This window comes from Stappia indica, assembly GCF_009789575.1.
In the GTDB taxonomy this organism is placed as follows: domain Bacteria; phylum Pseudomonadota; class Alphaproteobacteria; order Rhizobiales; family Stappiaceae; genus Stappia; species Stappia indica_A.
Genome location: NZ_CP046908.1, coordinates 3,116,686 through 3,137,152 on the forward strand (window position 1 = coordinate 3,116,686; position 20,467 = coordinate 3,137,152).

Below are 20,467 nucleotides of genomic sequence, written 5' to 3' on the forward strand. Positions count from 1 at the left end.
CGAGACGATGCGCGGTTTCACGATCTCCGACTTCCTCACCATGCTTGCCGCTGTGCAGTGGACGGCGACGCTGGTGGTCCTGGCGCTGGCTTTCGGCGCGCCGCTGGCGCTGCTGCTCGCCCGCATGTGTACGGGCCGCAGCCTCATCGCGCGGCTCGTCGCCACCGGCATCCTGCAGCTCGTGCAGGGCGTGCCGGTGCTCGGCCTGCTGATGTTCTTCTACTTCGGCATGCCGGTCTTCCTCGGCATCAAGGTCCCGGCGCTGGTCTCGGTAGGCGCGGCCTTCACCATCTTCACCGCGGCCTTTCTCGGCGAGATCTGGCGCGGCGGCATCCAGGCGGTGCATGTGGCGCAAGGCGAGGCCGCAGCCTGCCTCGGCCTGACCCGCTGGCAGACCTTCCGCTATGTGATCGCGCCGCAGGCGTTCCGCATTGCGCTGCCGGCGACGGTCGGCTTCCTGGTCCAGCTCATCAAGAACACGTCGCTCGCCTCGGTGGTCGGCTTCGTCGAGCTGGCCCGTGCCGGGCAGCTCGCCAGCGCGGCGACGTTCCAGCCGCTTCTTTCCTATGCCTGCGTGGCGGCGATCTACTTCGCCCTGTGCTTCCCGCTCACGCTCTGGTCCCGTTCCCTGGAGGACAAGCTCAATGGCGCTCGTTGAGATCAGCAACGTCCACAAGTCCTTCGGCGAGGTGGAGGTCCTGCGCGGCATCGACCTGACCGTCGAGAAGGGCGAGATCGTCACCATCATCGGTCGCAGCGGCTCCGGCAAGTCGACGCTTCTGCGCTGCATCAACGGTCTGGAGCAGATCAACGGCGGCGAGATCAAGGTGGCCGGAGAAGTGGTCCATTCCCGCTCCACCGACCTTCGCAAGCTGCGCGAGCATGTCGGCATCGTCTTCCAGCAGTTCAATCTGTTTCCGCACATGACGGTGGAGCGCAACATCACCCTGGCGCCGGTGCTGACCGGAAAGATCGCCAAGGGCGATGCGGCGCGCGAGCTGGCGCGCAAGGTCCTCGCTCAGGTCGGGCTGGAGGAGAAGATCGACGCCTATCCCGGCCAGCTCTCCGGCGGCCAGCAGCAGCGCGTGGCCATCGCCCGTTGCCTGGCCATGTCGCCCTACCTGATGCTGTTCGACGAGGTCACCTCGGCGCTCGACCCGGAGCTGGTCGGCGAAGTGCTGAAGGTGATGGAAGACCTCGCCACCCAGGGCATGACGATGATCCTCGTCACCCACGAGATGAACTTCGCGCGCAACGTCGCCTCGAAGCTCGTCTTCATGCATGCGGGCATGGTCCATGAAGAAGGCCGGCCCGCAGATCTCTTCGCCAATCCCGCAACGCCGGAACTGGCGAATTTCATAAGCTCGGTCCGCTGACGGCCGGCTTCTTCCAAAGGAAAGGGGAACCCCGATGAATTTCTTCAGGACGGCTCTTGCGGCGGCAGCCATCGCTGCCGTCTCGCTCACCTCCGGCTCGGCCTTCGCCGACAAGCTGCAGGACATCCTCAACGCCGGCAAGGTGCGCATCGGCGTGCTCGCCGACTCCGCCCCCTGGGGCTTCCGCGACGGCGAGGGCAAGCTCACCGGCTTCGACGTGGAACTGGCCAATATCGTTGCCGCTGATCTCGGCGTTGATCTGGAGATCGTCGAGGTGACGGGCGCGGCCCGCCTGCCGAGCCTCCTGTCCGACCAGATCGACGTGCTCGTCGCCGCCGCCGGCGCCACCCCTGAGCGCGCGCAGCAGGTGATGTTCACCTCGCCCTATGTCGCCGTGCAGCTCGGCGTCTACGGCAAGGCCGGCACCCCCGCCTATTCGACGCCCGCCGAGCTTTCCGGCAAGTCGATCGCGGTTGCCCGCGGCACCACGCTCGACGTCTGGCTGACCGACAACGTGCCGGATGCCAACCTCGTCCGCTTCGAGGACGCAGCCAGCGCGCTTGCCGCCTTCTTCGCCGGCCAGACCGAGTACTTCGCCGAGAACAGCGCCATCGCGCTCAACGCGTCCGGCTCTGCCGATGTGGAGCTGAAGTACCTGATCCGCCAGTCGCCGGCCCACGCCGCCGTCCGCCACGGCGAGCACAACCTGCTGCAGTGGCTGAACACGGACCTGTTCTTCAACCGCCTGAACGGCAAGCTCGAGGCTCTGCAGGTCAAGTGGTTCAAGGAAGCGACGCCGCTTCCCAACATGTGAGTTCCTCCCGGACGGGCGGGATCGCGTCCCCAGTGGCGTGGTCTCGTCCGTCCGGGCGTTCCAGCGTTTTCGACAGTCACGGAGTAAAGTCGATGATCAAGCGTTTCCAGGTTGGCCCGCGCATGTCCCAGGCCGTCGTCTCGGGCGGGCATGTCCATATCGCCGGCCAGGTGGCCGACAACCGCAAGGGCAGCCTTCAGGAGCAGACCCGCGAGGTCCTGGCCAAGATCGACGCGCTTCTGGCCGAGGCCGGCAGCGACCGCTCGCGCCTCGTCGCGGTGACCGTCCTGCTGCCGCATATCATCGACTTCGATGCGATGAACGCCGTCTACGACGCCTGGATCGATCCGGCCAATCCGCCGGCACGGGCCTGCTACGAGGCGCGTCTCGCCGATCCGGACCTTCGCGTCGAGATGACCGCGATCGCCGCCCTTTGATCCTTCCCTCCCAGGCCGGGCGACCATGCACACTGGCGTTTTCCACGATCTCGACCTGACGGCGCAGGGCCGGCGGATTGCCCGCCTGTCCGTGCCGTTCTCGATCGACCGCTCGCCCTACTTCCAGGCGAAGATCCCCGTCGTCCGCCTTCGCAACGGCGAGGGACCGCGCATCCTTCTGATGGCCGGCAACCACGGCGATGAGTACGAAGGCGAGATCCTGCTGGCGCGGCTGGCGCGCGAGCTGGCGCCCGAGCGCATGCGCGGCGAGGTCACCATCATTCCTTTCGCCAATGCACCCGCCGTCATGGCGGCGCGGCGGCGCTCGCCGCTCGACGAGGGCAATCTCAACCGCTCCTTTCCGGGCGACCCGCAGGGCACGCCGACGGCCCGCATTGCGCATTTTCTCGAGCACGAGCTGTTCCCCGTCCACGACGTGGTCTTCGACCTGCATTCGGGCGGCACCTCGATGGAGCACCTGCACTGCGCGCTGATCGAGCGCCAGGGACCGCCGGAACGCTTCGCTGCCGCCATGCGGCTGATGCGGGCGACCGGGCTCCCCTACGGCTTCGTCGCGGAGAACGGCGCGGCGGCGCCCACGTCGATGGCGGCGGCCGCGCGGGCAGGGGCCATCGGCCTCAGCGGCGAGTTCGGCGGCGGCGGCACGGTGACGGCCGAGTCCATGCAGGCGACGGCCTGCGCCATCGACAACGTGCTGATCGAGCTGGGCGTCATCGATGCTCCGCTGCTGTCCCGTAAGCCCTTGGCGCGCAAGGAAATGACCGTGCTGGCCCTTGAAAGCCACGCACAGGCGATCTATGCGGTTCGGCGGGGCTGGTTCGAACCTGCGGTGGCGCTCGGAGACAGGGTCGAGGCCGGCGATCTGGCCGGCTGGTACCATGATTTCGAACGGCTCGACCTGCCGGAGGAGGAGCTGCGCTTCGCTCGGCCGGGCATCGTGCTGTCGCGGCGATTGCATTGCGACAGCCAGGCCGGCGATTGTCTCGTGCAGGCGGCGCGTCCCCTGCGGGAGGACGAAGTGACCTGAAGCGCGGGAGAGCGGGGCAGCATGGCGAAAGCGACCGATCTGACGGCACATACCCATGATGCCGTTCTGCGCCTTTCGCCCGACAGGCCGGAGGGCGTTGCCGCCCGCCCGGCCCGCCCGCCGCGCATCGAGGACGTCGCCCGAAAGGCCGGCGTCTCGCCGATCACGGTTTCCCGCGCCCTGCGCACGCCCGACATGGTCTCGCCGAAGACCCGCGACCGCATCCTGCAGGTGGTCGAGGCGACCGGCTACTGGTCCAACCCGCATGCCTCGGCGCTGCGTTCGGGCCGCTCCAGCATCGTCGCGGCCTTCGTGTCCAACCTGCTCAGCCAGCAATATAGCCAGGCGGTGCGCGCCTGCGCCCGGGTGGTGGAGCAGCACGGCTATCAGCTGATGGTCGGGCAGACGTCCTACTCTTATTCGCGCGAACTGAGCGCCATCCAGTCGCTGCGCTCGCTGCGGCCTGCCGCGGTCTTCTTCACCGGTGTCATCGAGCTGGAGGAAAACCGCGACCTGCTGCGCGAGCTCGATATTCCCATCGTCGAAAGCTGGGCCTATCCGCGCGATCCGCTCGACATGCTGGTCGGCTTTTCCAACACCGATGCCGGCCGGCTGGCGGCAAGCCACCTGGTCGAACGCGGCTACCGGCGGCTCGCCTTCATGGGCCGCAGCGGCGGCCGCGGCGCGCTGCGCCTTTCCGGCTTTGCCGAGCGGGCGGCGGAGCTGGGGGCGGAGATCGTCGAGACGATCCGGGTGGAGCAGGTGGACAGCGTCATCGACGGGCGCCGCGCCTACCGGACCCTGCTGGAGGGCGGGCGCAGCTTCGATGCGATCTTCTGCGCCAACGACCTGCTCGGCCTCGGCGCCCTGCTGGAAGCGCGGCAGCAGGGGCGGCGCATTCCCGACGATCTGGCCCTGCTGACCTTCGGCGACAACGATCTTGCCGGAGAGTTGTCGCCGCGCCTGTCGACCATCTCCTTCGACAGCCATGCCATGGGTACCCGGGCGGGCGAGATGATCGTCGACCGGCTGGATCCGCGCAGCGACGGCACCCTCGCCTCCAGCCTCTGTCTCGACCTGGAGCTCATTCCCGGCGAGACGACCTGACCGGAAGTGAAACCTAAACGGTGAGCGTGCCGTCGCGCAGGCGCACGAAATAGTCGTCCTTGCCGATCTGGCCGCCCTTGAGGATCAGTTCGACCCCCGGCTCCCCGTCGGCGCCATGGGCGTTGCAGACCGGCGAGCCCGGGCTGTCGGAGATCGGATGGCGCAGGGTGAGGGCGTGAATGTCGAGCGCCCCGAGCGCATGGCTCGACGTGTCGCCGCCGGCCACCGCCACGCGGGCAAGGCCGTGGCGCGCGAGCAGCGCGGCCAGCAGCCGGCCGAGCGCCTCGCCCACCGCATCGTCGCCGCCCTGGTTCTGGCCGGAGGCCACCACGCTGGACTGGCCGAGCGCGGTGTAGACGAGCGGACTGCCGCCGGAAGACAGCACACCTTCAGCGCGGGCCAGCACCGTCTCGAACGCCGCCTCGCGCCCCTGGCCGGAGGCAAGAGCGGCATAGTCGATCTCGATCCCGGTAAAGCCGGCGCCGAGCGCCGTGCGGATCTGGCGCTCCGTCGTCGGCGAGCAGCTCCCCGAGACGACCGCCATCCGCTCCTGCGGCACCAAGGGTTCGAACCGCATGGGGCGCACTCCGGCCTCGCTCTGCCGCCACGCCTCCAGCAGCGCGTACTCGATGCCGGAGGAGCCGAAGACCAGCGGTCCGTTTTGCCGGGCGGCGTCTTCGAGAGAGGTGCCGGCGGCGGCCTGCGAGGCCTTGTCGAAGACATCGATCAGCACGATGCGGGCTTCGTCCGGCAGCGCCTGTCCCAGAGCCGGATCGGTCGGGCCGACAAGGGCGGACGGCAGAGAGGTCTGGGCGGCGAGATGCAGCAGCAGGTCGGCTTCGCCCATCGGCGTTGCCGGATGGGACGCCATCACCGGGTGCCGGTCGATGCGGTGCAGCGTGTCGCGCCAGGCGGCGAAGAGATGGCCGGCGAAGGTATAGCGGCGTAGCTGCGGCGCGCCGACCACGAGGGCCAGACGGTGCTGGTCGAAGGCGGCAAGGCCGATTTCCATCGCCCGGCCGATGGAGCCGCGATGGGGCGCGCTGTCGAAGGTCGAGCAGACCTTGTAATGGCAAAAGCGCGCGCCGAGCGACTTCAGCCAGGTGAACACCTGCGGCAGCTCGGCATCCATCCAGTCCGGCGACCGGCTGCGGCTGGTGCCGGCAAGGCCCATGGCGCGGCAACCGGCAAAGCGCGCCAGCAGGGCCTCGCCCGGCTTGCGGGTGAACAGCACGGTCTCGACACCGTTGGAGGTCAGCGCCTCCATCACGTCGGTCGAGCCTGTGAAGTCGTCGCCGTAATAGGAGAGCAGCAGATCGCCGGCCATCATCGCTTGTCCTTGAACAGGGAAAGCGCGGCGGCGAGCTCGGGATGGGTCAGCGCGTGGGTGTCGATGTCGATGCCGGCCATCGCCGCATCCGCCGCCTGACGCAGGCTCGCCACGCCGCCGGCAATGCCATGCGGATGGCCCATGATGCCGCCGCCGGCACAGTAGAGAAAGTCGGGCGAGCCAACCGCCGCATGGGTGCCGGCGACCTGTGCCGCCGTCTGCCCGGAGGAAAAGACCGGCAGCGCCTCGAAGCCCGGCAGGCCGGTGCCGAACAGCGGCGTACCGACGGCCTTCGCCGAGGCGATCACGGAGGCGTCGCTCTCGGAGAACTTGTTGGCCAGTCCGTTGACATGCAGATGATCGGCGCCGGCAATGCGCCAGAACTTCTGCCAGGCCTCGTAGGCGATGCCGATGTCGGGCGAGCGGGAGAACAGGCCCCAGCCGTTGCGGTGGCAGTGCAGCGGCAGGCTGGCATGACGGCGAATGGCGCCGAGACCGGCAAGCCCGATCGAGTGCAGGCTGACCATAATGCAGGTGCCGCCGCGCGCTGCCACGTGGTCGGCCCGCCGCTTCATCTCGTCGATCTCGCCGGTGATGTTGAAGGCAACCATCGCCTTGCGGCCGTTGCGCTGCGCATAGTCCTCGACCACCCGCATCACCGCGTCGACGCGTGCCTCGAACGGGCAATGCGGGCCGTCGGCCTGCAACTCGTCGTCCTTGATGAAGTCGATGCCGCCGGCAACCAGCTGTTCGACCATCGCCGCCGTCTCGTCGGGTCCAAGCCCGACGCTTGGCTTGATGATCGTGCCGATCATCGGGCGGCCTGCAACGCCGGCAAGGCGCCGGGTTCCCTCGACGCCGAAGGCCGGGCCCGGATAGGCGGCGGCAAAGCTCGGCGGGAAGGTGATGTCGAGAAGACGCAGCGCCGAGACCTCCGCCAGCTCGAACAGGTTGCCGGCGACCGTCGCCAGCACGTTGGTGAGCGAGGGGCCGAAATTCTCCAGCGGCCAGGACAGCATCATCTCGCCGCGCCGGTAGCGGTCCGAGCGGATCCGACAGGGCAGGGCCGGGGCCGGCGAACTTCCCGTTTCCACGACGCTCTCGATGCGCGCGCCGGAGCGCTCGCGCAGCTCGTCGGTCTCGCCCGGCAGGCGCAAGAAGGTGCCGCAGGACTGCTCTCCGGCGATCACCGCCGCGGCATCCTCCAGCGGCAGCGGGCTCTCCAGTTCGTAGCGTGCGTAAAGCCGTTCCATCTGCCGCGTCCCCTCTTGCATCCCTGCCGTGCGCCGGCATTCGTTGACAGGTTCGATATCATCTCATCATACCAGTTGACAACATGATGTTTGACGGGTTTCATCCCCGCCAAACAGGAGGTCGACTGATGAAGATTGCTTTGCTTGGTGCCGGCGGAAAGATGGGTGTGCGTCTCGCCACCAACCTCAAGGGCTCGCGCTACGAGGTCGCGCATGTGGAAATCGGCGAGGCCGGGCGCGCCCGCCTGCGCGAGACCCTCGGCGTCGACTGCGTCGACATGGATGCCGCCCTTGCCGGGGCCGGTGCCGTCATCCTCGCCGTACCGGACACGGCGATCCAGGCCGTCGCGGCAACCGTCGTGCCGAAGCTCGATCCCGGCACGCTGGTGATGGCGCTGGACGCTGCCGCCCCCTTCGCCGGCCATTTCCCGGAGCGCGCGGACGTCACCTATTTCGTCTCGCATCCCTGCCATCCGCCGATCTTCAACGACGAGACCGAGATGGCCGCCAAGCGCGACTATTTCGGCGGTGTCGCCGCCAAGCAGGCCATCGTCAGCGCCCTGATGCAGGGACCGGAAGAGCACTACGCGATCGGCGAGGAGATCGCCCGCACCATCTACGGTCCGATCCTGCGCTCGCACCGGGTCACGGTGGAGCAGATGGCGCTGCTCGAGCCGGGCCTGTCGGAGACGGTCTGCGCCACGCTGCTCGTCGTCATGAAGGAAGCGATGGACGAGGTCGTCGCGCGCGGCGTCGATCCGGTTGCGGCCCGCGACTTCCTGCTCGGCCATCTCAACATCCTCGGCGCCGTCGTCATGGGCGAGGTGCAGGGCGCGTTCTCCGATGCCTGCAACAAGGCCATCGCCAACGGCAAGCCGCGCCTGATGCGCGACGACTGGCGCGGCGTCTTCGATCCGCAGGAAATCACCGAGAGCATCCGCGCCATCACCTGATGGCGTTCGGGACCACGTTTGCGGCTGCCATATAGGCAGCCGCACTCCCGCATTGCTATAGGAGGTGGATGGCCTGGGCGAGGGAGCTGGAATGCGCAAGCGCGGCACGAAAACGGACGAGGGCGACAAGATCGTCAGGCGGAAGCTGTCGGACCAGGTGCTGGAACGGCTGCTGGAGATGATCACCCGCCGCGAGGTCCTGCCCGGCGAGCTGATGCCGTCCGAACGCGATCTGATGGAGCGCTTCGGCGTCGGCCGGCCGGCGGTGCGCGAGGCGCTGCAGTCCCTCGATACGATGGGCCTGATCAGCATCTCGCACGGCGAGCGGGCCCGCGTCAGCGCGCTCACCGCCGACACGGTGATCCGGCAGATCGACGGGGTGGCGCGGCTGATGCTGTCCGCCTCGCCGGACAATCTGGAACACCTGAAGCAGGCGCGCCGCTTCTTCGAGATGGGCATGGTGCGCCTTGCCGCGGCCAATGCCACGGCGAACGACATCGCCGAGTTGCGCCGGCTCGTCGACCGCCAGCGCGAGGCGCTCGGCGATGCCGAGGCCTTCATCGCCGCCGACATCGCCTTCCACCGCAAGATCGCCTCCTTGTCGGGCAATCCGATCTTCGCCGCCGTCGGCGATGCCATGCTGAGCTGGTTGTTCAACTATCACTCGGAACTGCTGCTGTGGTCCGGCGGCGAGACGAAGACCCTCGCCGAGCATGCGGTGATCGTCGACCGGCTCGCCACCGGCGACGAGGACGGAGCCGCCGCGGCGATGGGCATCCATCTCGACCGCAGCGACCTGCTCTATCAGCATCGCGAGGATGCCTGAGGCGCTTTCGCGGAGTTGTAAACTCAATTGACTCATCTGGCGCTTTGCCTCATGTTCGCCGCCGGAAATAAAGACGTCTCGGGAGGTGCTCCATGGGCAGGAATTACGATATCGCGGTGATTGCGGGCGATGGCATCGGCAAGGAGGTCGTGCCGGAGGGCCAGCGGGTGGTGGAGGCGGCCGCGCGGCGCTTCGGCTTCTCGGTCGCCTGGAAAGAGCATGACTGGAGCTGCGACTACTATGCCCGCCACGGGCGGATGATGCCGGAGGACGGTGTCGAGCAGGTGCGCGGCGCCGATGCGATCTTCCTCGGCGCGGTCGGCTGGCCGAACGTGCCGGACCACATCTCCACCTGGGACCTGATCCTGCGCCTGCGCCGCGAGCTCAACCTCTATGTCGCCCTGCGCCCGGCGCGTCTGCTCAAGGGCATCACCTCGCCGCTCGCCGGCCGCGGCGCCAAGGACATCGACTTCGTCATCGTCCGCGAGAATTCGGAAGGCGAATATTCCTCCGCCGGCGGCATTCTCTATCAGGGCACGCCGGAAGAACTGGTGATCCAGGAATCGGTGTTCTCCCGCCGCGCCACCGACCGGATCCTGCGCTATGCGTTCGAGCTGGCGCGCACCCGCCGCAACAAGGTCTCGCTGGCCACCAAGTCGAACGGCATCAAGATCGCCATGCCTTATTGGGACGAGCGGTTCGCGGCGGTCGCGGCCGAGTATCCCGACGTCGAGGCGAACAAGTTCCACATCGATATCCTGACGGCGCATTTCGTCAACCACCCGGACTGGTTCGACGTCGTCGTCGGCTCCAACCTGTTCGGCGATATTCTCTCCGATCTCGGCCCGGCGGTCGCCGGCAGCATCGGCATCGCGCCGTCCGGCAACATCGATCCGACCCGCACCAATCCCTCGATGTTCGAGCCGGTGCACGGGTCTGCGCCGGACATCGCCGGCCAGGGCATCGCCAATCCCATCGGCCAGATCTGGGCCGGCGCCATGATGCTGGAGCACCTCGGCGAGCTGGAGGCTGCCCGCGCCATCGAGACCGCGATCGAGACGGTGCTCTCGCAGGGCGGTCCGCGCACTCGCGATCTCGGCGGCAGCGCCGGCACCAATGAGGCCGGCAAGGCCATCGCCGACGCGCTCGCCTGAGCTTTCGACCGAACCGGCCGGCGATCTCCGCCGGCCGGCCCATTACCCGTTTCCAGTCACTTTCAGGAGCAAAGAGATGCTCGACAGGACATCCATCACGGCCTTCGGCCACATCATCAACGGCAAGGTCGTCGACCGCGCGGAGAAAGACGGCATCGACGTCGTGGATCCGGCGGACGGCCGGGTCTTCGCCCGCCTGCCGCGCGGCGGCGCGGCCGAGGTCGACCGGGCCGTCGAAGCGGCGCGCGCCGCCTTCGAGGGCGAATGGGGCGCCAAGAGCGCCCTTGAGCGCGGCCGCATCCTCATGCGCTTTGCCGCGCTGATCCTCGATCATGCCGAGGAACTCGCCGAGCTGGAATGCCTCGACACCGGCAAACCGCTGACCCAGGCGCGCAACGACATCACCGCGACGGCCCGCTACTTCGAATATTACGGCTCGGCCGCCGACAAGCATCACGGCGAAACCATCCCCTATTCCAAGGGCATGACCGTTCTGGCGCTGCGCGTGCCCCATGGCGTCACCGGCCACATCATCCCGTGGAATTACCCCTCGCAGATCTTCGGCCGTTCGGTCGGCGGCGCGCTCGCGGCCGGCAATGCCTGCGTGGTCAAGCCGGCCGAAGATGCCTGCCTGACGCCGCTGCGCCTCGGCGAGCTGGCGCTCGAGGCAGGCCTTCCGGCCGGTGCGCTCAACATCGTCTGCGGCTTCGGCATGGAGGCGGGCGCCGCGCTCGCCGGCCATACGGGCATCAACCACATCTCCTTCACCGGCTCGCCCCAGACGGGCACGGCCGTGGCGAAGGCGGCGGCGGAAAACCATGTTCCGGTGACGCTGGAACTCGGCGGAAAGTCGCCGCAGGTCCTGTTCGCCGATGCGAATCTCGACGAGGCGCTGCCGGTCGTCGTCAACGCCATCGTGCAGAATGCCGGCCAGACCTGCGCGGCCGGCAGCCGGGTGCTCATCGAGCGGTCGATCTATCCGGAGGTGATGAAGCGGCTCGCCGAGCGCTTCGCCGCGCTGAAGGTCGGCCCGGGCATCGACGATCCGGACTGCGGTCCCATCGTCAGCGCCCGCCAGTTGCGCCGGGTCACCGAGCTCGTCGAGGCGGCGCTTGCCGACGGCGCGCGCGTTGTCGCTGAGGCGCAGAAGAACCCGGACGCCCCGGAGGGCGGCTACTACTTCCCGCCGATGCTGCTGGACGGTGCGGCGCCCGACAGCCGCCTTGCCTGCGACGAGATCTTCGGTCCCGTCCTGGCGGCCTTCCCGTTCGACGACGAGGCCGAGGCGATCCGCCTTGCCAACGGCACGCCCTACGGGCTGACTGCCTCGGTCTGGACCCAGGATGGCGGCCGGCAGATGCGCTGCGCCCACGCCATCGAGGCGGGCCAGGTCTTCATCAACAACTACGGCGCCGGCGGCGGCATCGAGCTGCCCTTCGGCGGCATGAAGCGCTCGGGCTACGGCCGCGAGAAGGCGTTCGAGGGCATGGTCAGCTTCACCACCATCAAGACGGTGGTTCTCAAGCACGGCTGAGCCGCGGACATCGCAACGAGATCGTGCGGGCGGGACCTTCGGGTTCCGCCCGTTTCGTTTTGCGGGCCGGGTTCGGGCAATCAGAAGAGGGCTAGAAGCCGGGGCGGCTGTTCATCATCCGCGTGCGAGCGTGCTCGATGTGATTGCGCATCGCGCGCTTGGCCTTGGTGGCCGCGCCCGCCTCGATATGGCGGAAAATCTCCTCGTGCTCGGCCTGCACCGCCTCGGCGCGCACGAGCGGCTGGAACTTCACCAGGAAGCGCATCAGGGTCACCGAGCGGGTAACGTCGTATTCCAGCGATTTCAATGTCTTGACGATGCGCGGGTTGCAGGTGGCGATCGCCACCGCCTCGTGGAACGCATAGTCGTGGTAATGCATGATCGCGTTGGTGTGCATCGCCTCGGCAAAGCGGTCCAGCGCTTCGCGCAGCCGCTCGATATCCGCCGGGCCGCGCCGCTTGGCGGCGAGATAGGCCGCCTGCGGCTCGACGATCAGGCGCAGCTCGATGCCGTTGAGCATGTCGCCGATGCGCTCCAGCGCATCCCGGTCGTCGTCGTCCCCCACCGCCCGTTCGCGGCTGGCGCCGAGCGCGTTCTGGACATAGTTGCCGGAGCCGCGCACAGAGGAGATCAGCCCGTCCTCGCGCAGCTTGTCCAGCGCCTCGCGCAGCACGGGCCGCGACACGTCGAACTCGCCGGCGAGCACGTTTTCCGGCGGCAGCTTGGTGCCGGCCGTGATCATGCCGGTGACGATGGCGTGGAACAGGTTCTCGTAGACCCGGTCGGCCAGCCGCTCGGCTTTGCTCTGCTGAAGGTCGGCGAAGGAGAACTCCCCCGACCGCGGTGTCGATGCGGCCTTGTCCATGTCTCGACTTATTGGTCAAACCTGCCGTTTGGTCAACATCGCGGGGTGCCGATGCTCCCATTGCGGCAATTGCCAGGTCCTGCCTTGCTGGTGATCATCATACCAGTTACAGTTAAGTTGTAAAACGTGTTGACTGGATTGCCGATCGCCGCCAAACTCCGCGACCGGTGCAGGAGACACCAGGGAGGATATCGTTATGTTTCGTTTCCGCAGTTTGACAGTCGCGTCCGTGCTCGCCCTTTCGGTGGCGATGGGGGGAACCGCCACGGCGCAGACCGTCCTCAACTTCGCGCATTCCACGGCGCAGAATTCCCACTACAGCATGGGCGTCCAGGCCTTCGGCAAGAAGCTCTCCGAGCTCAGCGGCGGCAAGTTCGAGATCCGCGAGCAGGCCGCCGGCGCGCTCGGCGGTGAGCGCGACGTGATCGAGGGCCTGCAGATCGGCTCGGTCGAGCTGACCGTGTCCTCGACCGGCCCGCTCGGCAACTTCGTGCCCGAGGCGCTCGTGCTCGACCTGCCGTTCCTGTTCAAGGACTATGCGGCCGCTCGCGGCATCCTCGACGGCGAGATCGGCCAGGAACTGCTCGCCAAGGTCAGCGAGAACAACCTCGTGGCGCTCGCCTGGACCGAGAACGGCTTCCGCCATGTCACCAACTCCAACCGTCCGATCAACACTCCGGCCGACCTCGAGGGCCTGAAGATCCGCACCATGGAGAACCCGGTGCACATGGAAGCCTTCCGGGCCGCCGGCGCTTCGCCGACGCCGATGGCCTTCCCGGAGGTCTTCGCCGCGCTCCAGCAGAACGTCATCGACGGCCAGGAAAACCCGATCCCGGTGATCACCGCCTCGAAGTTCTGGGAAGTGCAGAGCAACCTGACCCTGACCGGCCACGTCTACTCGCCGGCCATCATTCTCGCTTCGCCGAGCCTGTGGGACGGCCTCTCAGACGAGGAGAAGGGCTGGTTCCGCGAGGCTGCCAAGGTTGCCGTCGAGGCGACCCGCGCCAAGGTCGAGTCGGATGAAGCCAACGGTGTCGAGCTGCTGCGCAAGAACGGCATGAACGTCGTGGAGAACGTCGACAAGGCCGCCTTCCAGAAGGCCGTCGCCCCCGCCTACGACACCTTCAAGGCGAAGTATGGCGACGAGATGCTGAAGCGCATCCAGGCCGCCCAGCAGTAAGGTCCTCCCAAGGCCTCGCCCTCCGGCGTCCCCGGGGTGGCCGTACGCGGCCGCCCCGGCAGGAGTTCGATCATGCAATGGTTCTTCGCTGCCGAGCGCCGGGTGACCCGCGTCGCTCTAGAGCTGTCCATCGTCGCCCTGGCGGTGATCGTCGCTCTCACCTTCTATCAGGTCGTGACGCGCTTCGTGTTCGGGCATCCTTCCGCGTGGTCGGAAGTGGCGGCCCGCTCGGCGATGATGTGGATGGTCTTCCTCGGTCTTGCCGCCGCGTTCCGCCAGGGCGCGATGATCGCCGTCGATTTCCTGATCGACGTCGGGCCGAAGCCGCTGCGGCAGGTCCTCACCATCGTCATCGCGCTCGCCTCGCTGACGTTTCTCGCCCTGCTGATCTGGTACGGCACGGCCATGGCGTTCCGCGTTCAGCGGCAGAACCTTGCAGGCCTCGAAGTCAGCATCGCCTGGGTCTATGCGGCCTTGCCCGCCGGTGCCTTGCTGGCCGTGCCCGGGGTCATCGCCCGCACCATCGTCAGCCTCACCGGTCAGGACGACCTGCGGTCCGGCGAACTGAAGGATGTGGAGGGCCAGGTATGAACGCGGCTCTGGCCTTTTCGCTGCTGATCCTCTTTGCCGCCGCCGTCCCCATCGGCGTGTCGCTGGTCCTTGCCAGCGCCTTCGGCATCCAGTTCTTCTCGACCGTGCCGCTGCTGCTCGCCGTGCAGCGCATCTTCGCCAGCCTCGACTCCTTCCCGCTGCTCGCCGTCCCGCTGTTCATCCTGTCGGGCAACCTTATGGCGGCCGCGGGCATATCCGAGCGGCTTGTGGAGCTGGCCAAGTCGATGGTCGGCGGCATCCAGGGCGGCCTTGCCTGCACCTGCGTCGTCACCTGCATGATCTTCGCCTCGGTCTCAGGCTCCTCGGTCGCCACGACCTTCGCGATCGGCGTCATTCTCATTCCGGCCATGGTGCGCCATGGCTATCCGGTCGGCACCGCCGCCGCCATCCAGGCCTCCTCGGCAGAGCTCGGCGTGCTGATCCCGCCGTCGATCCCGCTCATTCTCTACGGCGTTGCGACGGAAACCTCCATCGGCCAGCTGTTCCTGGCCGGCATCGGCCCCGGCATCCTGGTCGCCAGCGCCCTGTTCATCTACCTGATCATCCTGTGCCGGGTGAAAGGCTACGGAAAGATGGACGGCGACGGGCGCAAGCCCTTCGTCGAGGCCGTGGTGCATGCACTGTGGGCGCTGCTCATGCCGGTGATCGTGCTCGGCGGCATCTACGGCGGCATCTTCACGCCGACAGAGGCGTCCTCCATCGCGGTCGTCTACGCGCTGTTCGTCGGCCTCTTCGTCTATCGCTCGCTGACCTTCGCCAAGATCTACGCGGCGCTGCGCACCTCGGCGATCTCCAGCACGGTGATCATGGTCATCATCGCCGGCGCAGGGCTGTTCTCCTTCCTCGTGACCCGCTCGGGCCTGCCGGCGATCATCGCCGAATGGGTGCAGCAGGTGTTCACCGACCGCATCAGCTTCCTGATGGCGGTGAACGTCTTCCTCTTCATCGTCGGCATGTTCGTCGAGACCTCGGCGGCCATCCTGGTGCTGGCGCCCCTGCTGGCGCCCATCGCCGTCGCCTATGGCGTCGATCCGGTGCATTTCGGCCTGATCATCGTGGTGAACCTTGCACTCGGCATGTTCACGCCGCCGGTCGGCGTCAATCTCTTCGCCGCCTGCGCGGTGGCGAAGATATCCATCCAGAAGATCATTCCGGCCCTGGTGCCGATGGTGCTGGTGGTGATGGGCTGCGTGCTGCTGGTGACCTACGTGCCGTTCATCTCGCTCGGCCTTGTCGAGCTGTTCTACAGGTAGCGGTGGCGCTGCCTTTTTTCGGGAGACTGCAATGAAACTGAAGGACAAGGTGGCCATCGTCACCGGTGCTGGCGGCGGCTATGGCGAGGGCATTGCCCACTACTTCGCCGAGCAGGGCGCCAAGGTCGTCGTCGCCGACATTCGCGGCGATGCGGCGGAAAAGGTCGCCGGCGACATCGGCGCTGCCGCCGTGGCCTGCACCGCAGACGTCACCAGCAGCGAGTCCACCAAGGCGATGGTGCAGGCCGCGCTCGACGCGTTCGGCAAGCTCGACATCCTCGTCAACAATGCCGGCACCACCCACAAGAACCAGTCGATGCTGCTGGTCGACGAGGCGACTTTCGACAAGGTCTATGCGGTCAACGTCAAGTCGATCTACCACGCGGCGATCCATGCGGTGCCGGTGCTGGAAAAGAACGGCGGCGGCGTCATCATCAACATCGCCTCCACCGCCGGCGTGCGTCCGCGCCCGGGCCTGACCTGGTACAACGGCTCCAAGGGCGCGGCCATTGCCATCACCCGCTCGATGGCCGTGGAACTCGCCGACCGCAAGATCCGCGTCTGCGGCATCAACCCGGTGATGGGCGAGACCGGCCTGACCGGCCAGTTCCTGCCGGGCGACGACACGCCGGAGACCCGTGCGAAGATCGTTGCCGGCATCCCGCTCGGCCGCATGTCGCGTCCGCTCGACATCGCCAAGGCCTGCGGCTTCCTCGCCTCCGACGAGGCCGAGTTCATCACCGGCGTCCTGCTGGAAGTCGACGGCGGCCGCTGCATCTAGGCTCCCATGAACGACACCCGGCGCCGGCCCGTATCGGGTGGGGCGCCGGGTGTCGCGCCCGGCCCCGCCGCCCGCAAGGAGAGAGTGACAATGACGACCTGCCTCATCATCGGTGGCGGCGGCATGCTCGGCCAGGGGCTGGCCGGGGCGCTGACCGCGCGGGGAACCCTCGCCGGTGCCGCCCTTTCGCACCTGACCCTTTTCGATGTCGTCCCGGCCCGCGCGCCGGAGGGCGGCATTCCCGTCTCGGTCGAGACCGGCGACCTGTGCGCGCCCGGCGAGGCGGAGCGGCTCGTCTCCTCCCGCCCCGACGTCATCTACCACCTGGCCGCCATCGTCTCCGGCGAGGCCGAGCGCGACTTCGAGAAGGGCTACCGGATCAATCTCGACGGCACCCGCAACCTGTTCGAGGCGATCCGCGCCGAGAACGGGCGTTCGGGCTACTGCCCCCGTGTCGTGTTCACCTCTTCGCTGGCGGTGTTCGGCATTCCGCTGCCCGATGTGATCGGCGACGACTACGTGGTCACGCCGCTGTCGAGCTACGGCACGCAGAAGGCCATCGGCGAGTTGCTGCTTGCCGACTACAGCCGCCGCGGCTTCTTCGACGGCATCGGCCTGCGCCTGCCGACCATCGTGATCCGGCCGGGCAAGCCCAATGCGGCGGCCTCCGGCTTCTTCTCCTCCATCCTGCGCGAGCCGCTCGCCGGCAAGGAAGCCGTGCTGCCGGTCGGCACCGACGTGCGCCACTGGCTGGCCAGCCCGCGGGCGGCCGTCGGCTATCTCGTCCATGCCGGCGATCTCGACAGTGGCGCCATGGGCGGGCGTCGCAATATCACGCTGCCGGGCGTCTCCGTGACCGTCGGCGAGCAGATCGAGGCGCTGCGCAAGGTGGCGGGCGATGAGGCCGTCGCCCTGATCCGCCACCAGCCTGATCCCGCCATCGAGGCGATCATCTCCACCTGGCCGAAAGCCTTCGACACACGCCGCGCGCTCGATCTCGGCTTTGCCGGCGATGCCTCCATCGAGGCGATCATCACCGCCTATCTCGAGGACCACGCGGGAGCTGCCGCATGAGCGAGACCGGTCCGCTCGTCCTCATCGGCCTCGGCGCCATGGGGCTCGGCATGGCGCGCTCGCTGCTGCGCGCCGGCCTCGATGTCACCGGCATCGACCGGGAGCAGGCGGCCATGGCTGCCTTCGAGGCGGATGGCGGACGCATCGCCGCTGATCGCGCCGCGCGCGATGCCGCGCTTCGCGAGGCCTCGGCCGTCGTGCTCGTCGTCGTCAACGCGGCCCAGACCGAGGCCGTGCTTTTCGGCGAGGACGGCATCGCGCCGCATCTTGCCCCCGGCACCGTGGTCGTCTCCTGCGCCACCTTCGCCCCCGAACATGCCGTGCGTTTCGAGGCGAAGCTCGCCGAAACCGGCCTGCTCTATCTCGATGCGCCGATCTCCGGCGGCGCGGTCCGTGCCGCCGAGGGGCGCCTGTCGATCATGGCCTCGGGCACAGCCGAGGCCTTCTCAGCGGCCCGCCCCGCGCTTGACGCGATGGCCGAGACGGTGTTCGAACTCGGCGACCGCGCCGGTCCGGGTTCGGCCATGAAGGTGGTCAACCAGCTGCTTGCCGGCGTCCACATCGCCGCCACTGCCGAGGCGCTGACCTTCGGCGTTGGTCAGGGCATCGAGGTGGCGCGCATGGTGGAGGTGATCTCCCGCTGCGCCGGCTCGTCCTGGATGTTCGAGAACCGCGGCCCCTTCATCGCCGATGGCGACTATCGCCCGCATTCGGCGGTCGATATCTTCGTCAAGGATCTCGGCATCGTCGCCGAGGCGGCGACGGCCGGTGGGCTCTCCGTTCCGCTGACGGAAACGGCGCTCGCCCGCTTCCGGTCCGCCCATGACGCAGGTCTCGGCCGCGAGGGCGACGTGGCGGTCGCCAAGATCTATGCCCGCGAGGGCAACATCGCCCTGCCGGGCGTCCCGGCACCGGGCGCGGACGTTTTGGGCGGGACTTCCAGCGACAAGGATTGACCATGCTGCTCGGCTGCATCGGCGACGACTTCACCGGCTCCTCGGACCTTGCCAACACGCTCGTCAAGGGCGGCATGGCGGTCACGCAATATTGCGGCCTGCCGGACGGCCCGGCCGCACCCGGCGTCGAGGCCGGCGTCGTTGCGCTGAAGACCCGCAGCGTGCCGGTGGCGGAGGCGGTGGAACAGTCGCTGGCGGCACTCGACTGGCTGCTGGCGCAGGGCTGCCGGCAGATCTTCTTCAAATACTGCTCGACCTTCGATTCGACGCCGCAGGGCAATATCGGCCCGGTGATCGATGCCCTGATGGACCGGCTCGGCGCAAAGACCGCCATCGTCTGTCCGGCCTTTCCCGGCACGGGCCGCACGCTCTACCAGGGGCACCTTTTCGTCGGCGACCGGCTGCTCAGCGAGTCCGGCATGCAGGATCACCCGCTGACGCCGATGACCGACCCGGACATCCGCCGCTGGCTCTCCCTGCAGACGCCGCGCAAGGTCGGCCATGTCGCCCATGCAGACGTCGCCAAGGGCGCCGAAGCCATCGCCAGGGGGCTTGCCCGCGAGCTTGCAGACGGGGCCGGCCCGGTGGTCGTCGATGCGATCGCGGATGCGGATCTTCACGCCATCGGCGCGGCGGCGGAAGGCTTGGTGCTGATCACCGGCGGCTCCGGCGTTGCGCTCGGCCTGCCGGAGAACTTCCGCCGTGCGGGAGGGCTTGCCGGCGGCAGCGACAGCTTTGCCGGGGTCGAGGGGCCGGGCGTCGTGCTGTCGGGCTCCTGCTCGCGCGCAACCCGCGCGCAGGTAGCGCGCTACAAGGCGAACCACCCTGCGCTGGAAGTCACGGCCGACGATGTCATGTCCGGCAAGACCACCGTCGCGACCCTGCGCGCGTTCGTGCTGGAGCACCAGGACGCCGCGCCGCTCGTCTATTCCTCCGCCGATCCGGAGGAGGTGCGCCGCGCTCAGGGCATCTACGGAATGGAGACGCTGGCGGGCGCCATCGAGACGCTGTTCGCCGATCTTGCCGGCGAGCTGGCGCGCTCCGGCATCCGCCGCATCGTGTCGGCCGGCGGCGAGACTTCGGGCGCGGTCGTGCGCGGCCTTGGCTGCGAGGCGCTGCGCATCGGACCCGAGATCGATCCCGGCGTCCCGGCCTTGCGCGTGGAAGGGGCCGAGCTGGCGCTGGCGCTGAAGTCCGGCAATTTCGGCGGCGAGGACTTCTTCGAGCGCGCGCTGGCGATCCTGTCCGAAAAGGGCGCGGCATGAGCGAGGAAGCGAGGCTGCGCGAGCTTCTGTGCACGCTCGCCCGCTCCATGTTCGACCGCGGCCTGACGGGCGGCGCCTCGGGAAACATCTCGCTGCGCCTCTCCGACGGCGGGCTGCTGGTCACGCCCACCGGCACCTCGCTCGGCCGCCTCGACCCCGGCCGCCTGTCGCGCTTCGATGCAGGGGGGCGGCATGTCGACGGCGATGCGCCGACCAAGGAAATGCCGCTGCATTCGGCCTTTTACGAGACGCGCGGTGCCAAGGCCGGGGCCATCGTTCACCTGCATTCCAGCCATTCGGTGGCTCTCTCCATGCTGCCGGAAGTCGATCCGGACAATGTGCTGCCGCCGCTCACGCCCTATTCGATCATGCGGCTCGGCAAGGTGAAGCTGCTGCCCTTTTTCCGTCCGGGCGATGCCGCGATGGGCGAGGCGATCCGCGGGCTTGCCGGTCGCCGCAGCGCGGTGCTGCTGGCCAACCACGGTCCGGTGGTGGCGGCCAAGGACCTGGAGGCGGCGGTCTACGCCATGGAGGAGCTGGAGGAGACCGCCCGTCTCGCCCTCTTGCTGCGCGGGATGAACCCGCGCCTCCTGAGCGAGGGCGAGATCCGCTCGATTGTCGATCACTTCGATGTGGAATGGGACTGAGG

At 68.1% G+C, this 20,467-nt stretch carries 21 protein-coding genes; 18 read left to right on the forward strand and 3 right to left on the reverse strand.

Going from position 1 to position 20,467, the window contains the following annotated elements; all coding sequences use genetic code 11:
* Nucleotides 1-7: 7 nt before the first annotated feature.
* The 6 genes from GH266_RS14625 to GH266_RS14650 all read left to right on the forward strand — a co-directional run bounded on the left by GH266_RS14625 (nucleotide 8) and on the right by GH266_RS14650 (nucleotide 4,782).
* Nucleotides 8-658, forward strand: a complete 651-nt coding sequence (locus GH266_RS14625; protein ID WP_158194484.1) for an amino acid ABC transporter permease — start codon at nucleotides 8-10, stop codon at nucleotides 656-658.
* On the forward strand, nucleotides 645-1,376 hold the full coding sequence (locus GH266_RS14630) for an amino acid ABC transporter ATP-binding protein (protein WP_158194485.1): 732 nt from the start codon (nucleotides 645-647) through the stop codon (nucleotides 1,374-1,376). Before GH266_RS14625 ends, GH266_RS14630 begins: the two co-directional genes overlap by 14 nt.
* A gap of 34 nt (nucleotides 1,377-1,410) precedes the next feature.
* The gene (locus tag GH266_RS14635; RefSeq protein WP_158194486.1) at nucleotides 1,411-2,190 is read left to right on the forward strand and encodes a transporter substrate-binding domain-containing protein; all 780 of its coding nucleotides are present in this window, start codon (nucleotides 1,411-1,413) and stop codon (nucleotides 2,188-2,190) included.
* 92 nt (nucleotides 2,191-2,282) lie between these two features.
* Nucleotides 2,283-2,627, forward strand: coding sequence for a RidA family protein (locus GH266_RS14640; RefSeq protein ID WP_158194487.1), 345 nt, complete (start codon nucleotides 2,283-2,285; stop codon nucleotides 2,625-2,627).
* Nucleotides 2,628-2,652: 25 nt separating this feature from the next.
* Nucleotides 2,653-3,675 carry a M14 family metallopeptidase gene (locus GH266_RS14645; protein ID WP_158194488.1) on the forward strand — a complete coding sequence of 341 codons (1,023 nt, stop codon included), beginning with the start codon at nucleotides 2,653-2,655 and terminating at the stop codon, nucleotides 3,673-3,675.
* Between the two features lie 21 nt (nucleotides 3,676-3,696).
* On the forward strand, nucleotides 3,697-4,782 hold the full coding sequence (locus GH266_RS14650) for a LacI family DNA-binding transcriptional regulator (RefSeq protein ID WP_158194489.1): 1,086 nt from the start codon (nucleotides 3,697-3,699) through the stop codon (nucleotides 4,780-4,782).
* A 13-nt stretch (nucleotides 4,783-4,795) separates the two neighbouring features.
* Here the strand turns inward: GH266_RS14650 and GH266_RS14655 are convergent, their stop codons facing one another.
* Together GH266_RS14655 and GH266_RS14660 are read right to left on the reverse strand one after the other, a co-directional pair.
* Nucleotides 4,796-6,109 carry a four-carbon acid sugar kinase family protein gene (locus GH266_RS14655; RefSeq protein WP_158194490.1) on the reverse strand — a complete coding sequence of 438 codons (1,314 nt, stop codon included), beginning with the start codon at nucleotides 6,107-6,109 and terminating at the stop codon, nucleotides 4,796-4,798.
* Nucleotides 6,109-7,365 carry a ribulose-bisphosphate carboxylase large subunit family protein gene (locus GH266_RS14660; protein WP_158194491.1) on the reverse strand — a complete coding sequence of 419 codons (1,257 nt, stop codon included), beginning with the start codon at nucleotides 7,363-7,365 and terminating at the stop codon, nucleotides 6,109-6,111. The genes GH266_RS14655 and GH266_RS14660 overlap by 1 nt, the downstream gene beginning before the upstream one ends.
* Nucleotides 7,366-7,490: 125 nt before the next feature.
* Between GH266_RS14660 and GH266_RS14665 the strand changes: the two genes are divergently transcribed.
* The 4 genes from GH266_RS14665 (at nucleotide 7,491) to GH266_RS14680 (ending at nucleotide 11,832) form a co-directional block, all read left to right on the forward strand.
* Nucleotides 7,491-8,318 carry a phosphogluconate dehydrogenase C-terminal domain-containing protein gene (locus GH266_RS14665; protein WP_158196224.1) on the forward strand — a complete coding sequence of 276 codons (828 nt, stop codon included), beginning with the start codon at nucleotides 7,491-7,493 and terminating at the stop codon, nucleotides 8,316-8,318.
* 91 nt (nucleotides 8,319-8,409) lie between these two features.
* A complete protein-coding gene (locus GH266_RS14670) occupies nucleotides 8,410-9,144 on the forward strand; it encodes a transcriptional regulator NanR (RefSeq protein WP_158194492.1) in 735 nt (244 codons plus the stop codon).
* 92 nt (nucleotides 9,145-9,236) lie between these two features.
* A complete protein-coding gene (locus GH266_RS14675; protein ID WP_158194493.1) occupies nucleotides 9,237-10,298 on the forward strand; it encodes a tartrate dehydrogenase in 1,062 nt (353 codons plus the stop codon).
* 76 nt (nucleotides 10,299-10,374) lie between these two features.
* Nucleotides 10,375-11,832 carry an aldehyde dehydrogenase family protein gene (locus tag GH266_RS14680; RefSeq protein WP_158194494.1) on the forward strand — a complete coding sequence of 486 codons (1,458 nt, stop codon included), beginning with the start codon at nucleotides 10,375-10,377 and terminating at the stop codon, nucleotides 11,830-11,832.
* A 91-nt stretch (nucleotides 11,833-11,923) separates the two neighbouring features.
* Here GH266_RS14680 and GH266_RS14685 read toward each other — a convergent pair whose 3' ends face one another.
* Nucleotides 11,924-12,697, reverse strand: a complete 774-nt coding sequence (locus tag GH266_RS14685; RefSeq protein WP_158194495.1) for a FadR/GntR family transcriptional regulator — start codon at nucleotides 12,695-12,697, stop codon at nucleotides 11,924-11,926.
* A 229-nt stretch (nucleotides 12,698-12,926) separates the two neighbouring features.
* Between GH266_RS14685 and GH266_RS14690 the strand changes: the two genes are divergently transcribed.
* The 8 genes from GH266_RS14690 to otnC all read left to right on the forward strand — a co-directional run bounded on the left by GH266_RS14690 (nucleotide 12,927) and on the right by otnC (nucleotide 20,465).
* Nucleotides 12,927-13,877: a TRAP transporter substrate-binding protein gene (locus tag GH266_RS14690; protein WP_209001462.1), complete on the forward strand. Its 951-nt coding sequence runs from the start codon at nucleotides 12,927-12,929 to the stop codon at nucleotides 13,875-13,877.
* Nucleotides 13,878-13,949: 72 nt separating this feature from the next.
* Nucleotides 13,950-14,468: a TRAP transporter small permease gene (locus GH266_RS14695; RefSeq protein WP_158194496.1), complete on the forward strand. Its 519-nt coding sequence runs from the start codon at nucleotides 13,950-13,952 to the stop codon at nucleotides 14,466-14,468.
* On the forward strand, nucleotides 14,465-15,742 hold the full coding sequence (locus GH266_RS14700; protein WP_158194497.1) for a TRAP transporter large permease: 1,278 nt from the start codon (nucleotides 14,465-14,467) through the stop codon (nucleotides 15,740-15,742). The genes GH266_RS14695 and GH266_RS14700 overlap by 4 nt, the downstream gene beginning before the upstream one ends.
* Nucleotides 15,743-15,773: 31 nt before the next feature.
* Nucleotides 15,774-16,523 (forward strand): glucose 1-dehydrogenase, encoded by a 750-nt coding sequence (locus GH266_RS14705; RefSeq protein WP_158194498.1) that lies wholly within the window; start codon nucleotides 15,774-15,776, stop codon nucleotides 16,521-16,523.
* Between the two features lie 90 nt (nucleotides 16,524-16,613).
* A complete protein-coding gene (gene denD, locus GH266_RS14710) occupies nucleotides 16,614-17,597 on the forward strand; it encodes a D-erythronate dehydrogenase (protein ID WP_158194499.1) in 984 nt (327 codons plus the stop codon).
* Nucleotides 17,594-18,553, forward strand: coding sequence for an L-threonate dehydrogenase (gene ltnD / locus GH266_RS14715; protein ID WP_158194500.1), 960 nt, complete (start codon nucleotides 17,594-17,596; stop codon nucleotides 18,551-18,553). The genes denD and ltnD overlap by 4 nt, the downstream gene beginning before the upstream one ends.
* A gap of 2 nt (nucleotides 18,554-18,555) precedes the next feature.
* Nucleotides 18,556-19,818 (forward strand): 3-oxo-tetronate kinase, encoded by a 1,263-nt coding sequence (gene otnK, locus GH266_RS14720; RefSeq protein WP_158194501.1) that lies wholly within the window; start codon nucleotides 18,556-18,558, stop codon nucleotides 19,816-19,818.
* A complete protein-coding gene (gene otnC / locus GH266_RS14725) occupies nucleotides 19,815-20,465 on the forward strand; it encodes a 3-oxo-tetronate 4-phosphate decarboxylase (RefSeq protein WP_158194502.1) in 651 nt (216 codons plus the stop codon). Before otnK ends, otnC begins: the two co-directional genes overlap by 4 nt.
* Nucleotides 20,466-20,467: the final 2 nt, after the last annotated feature.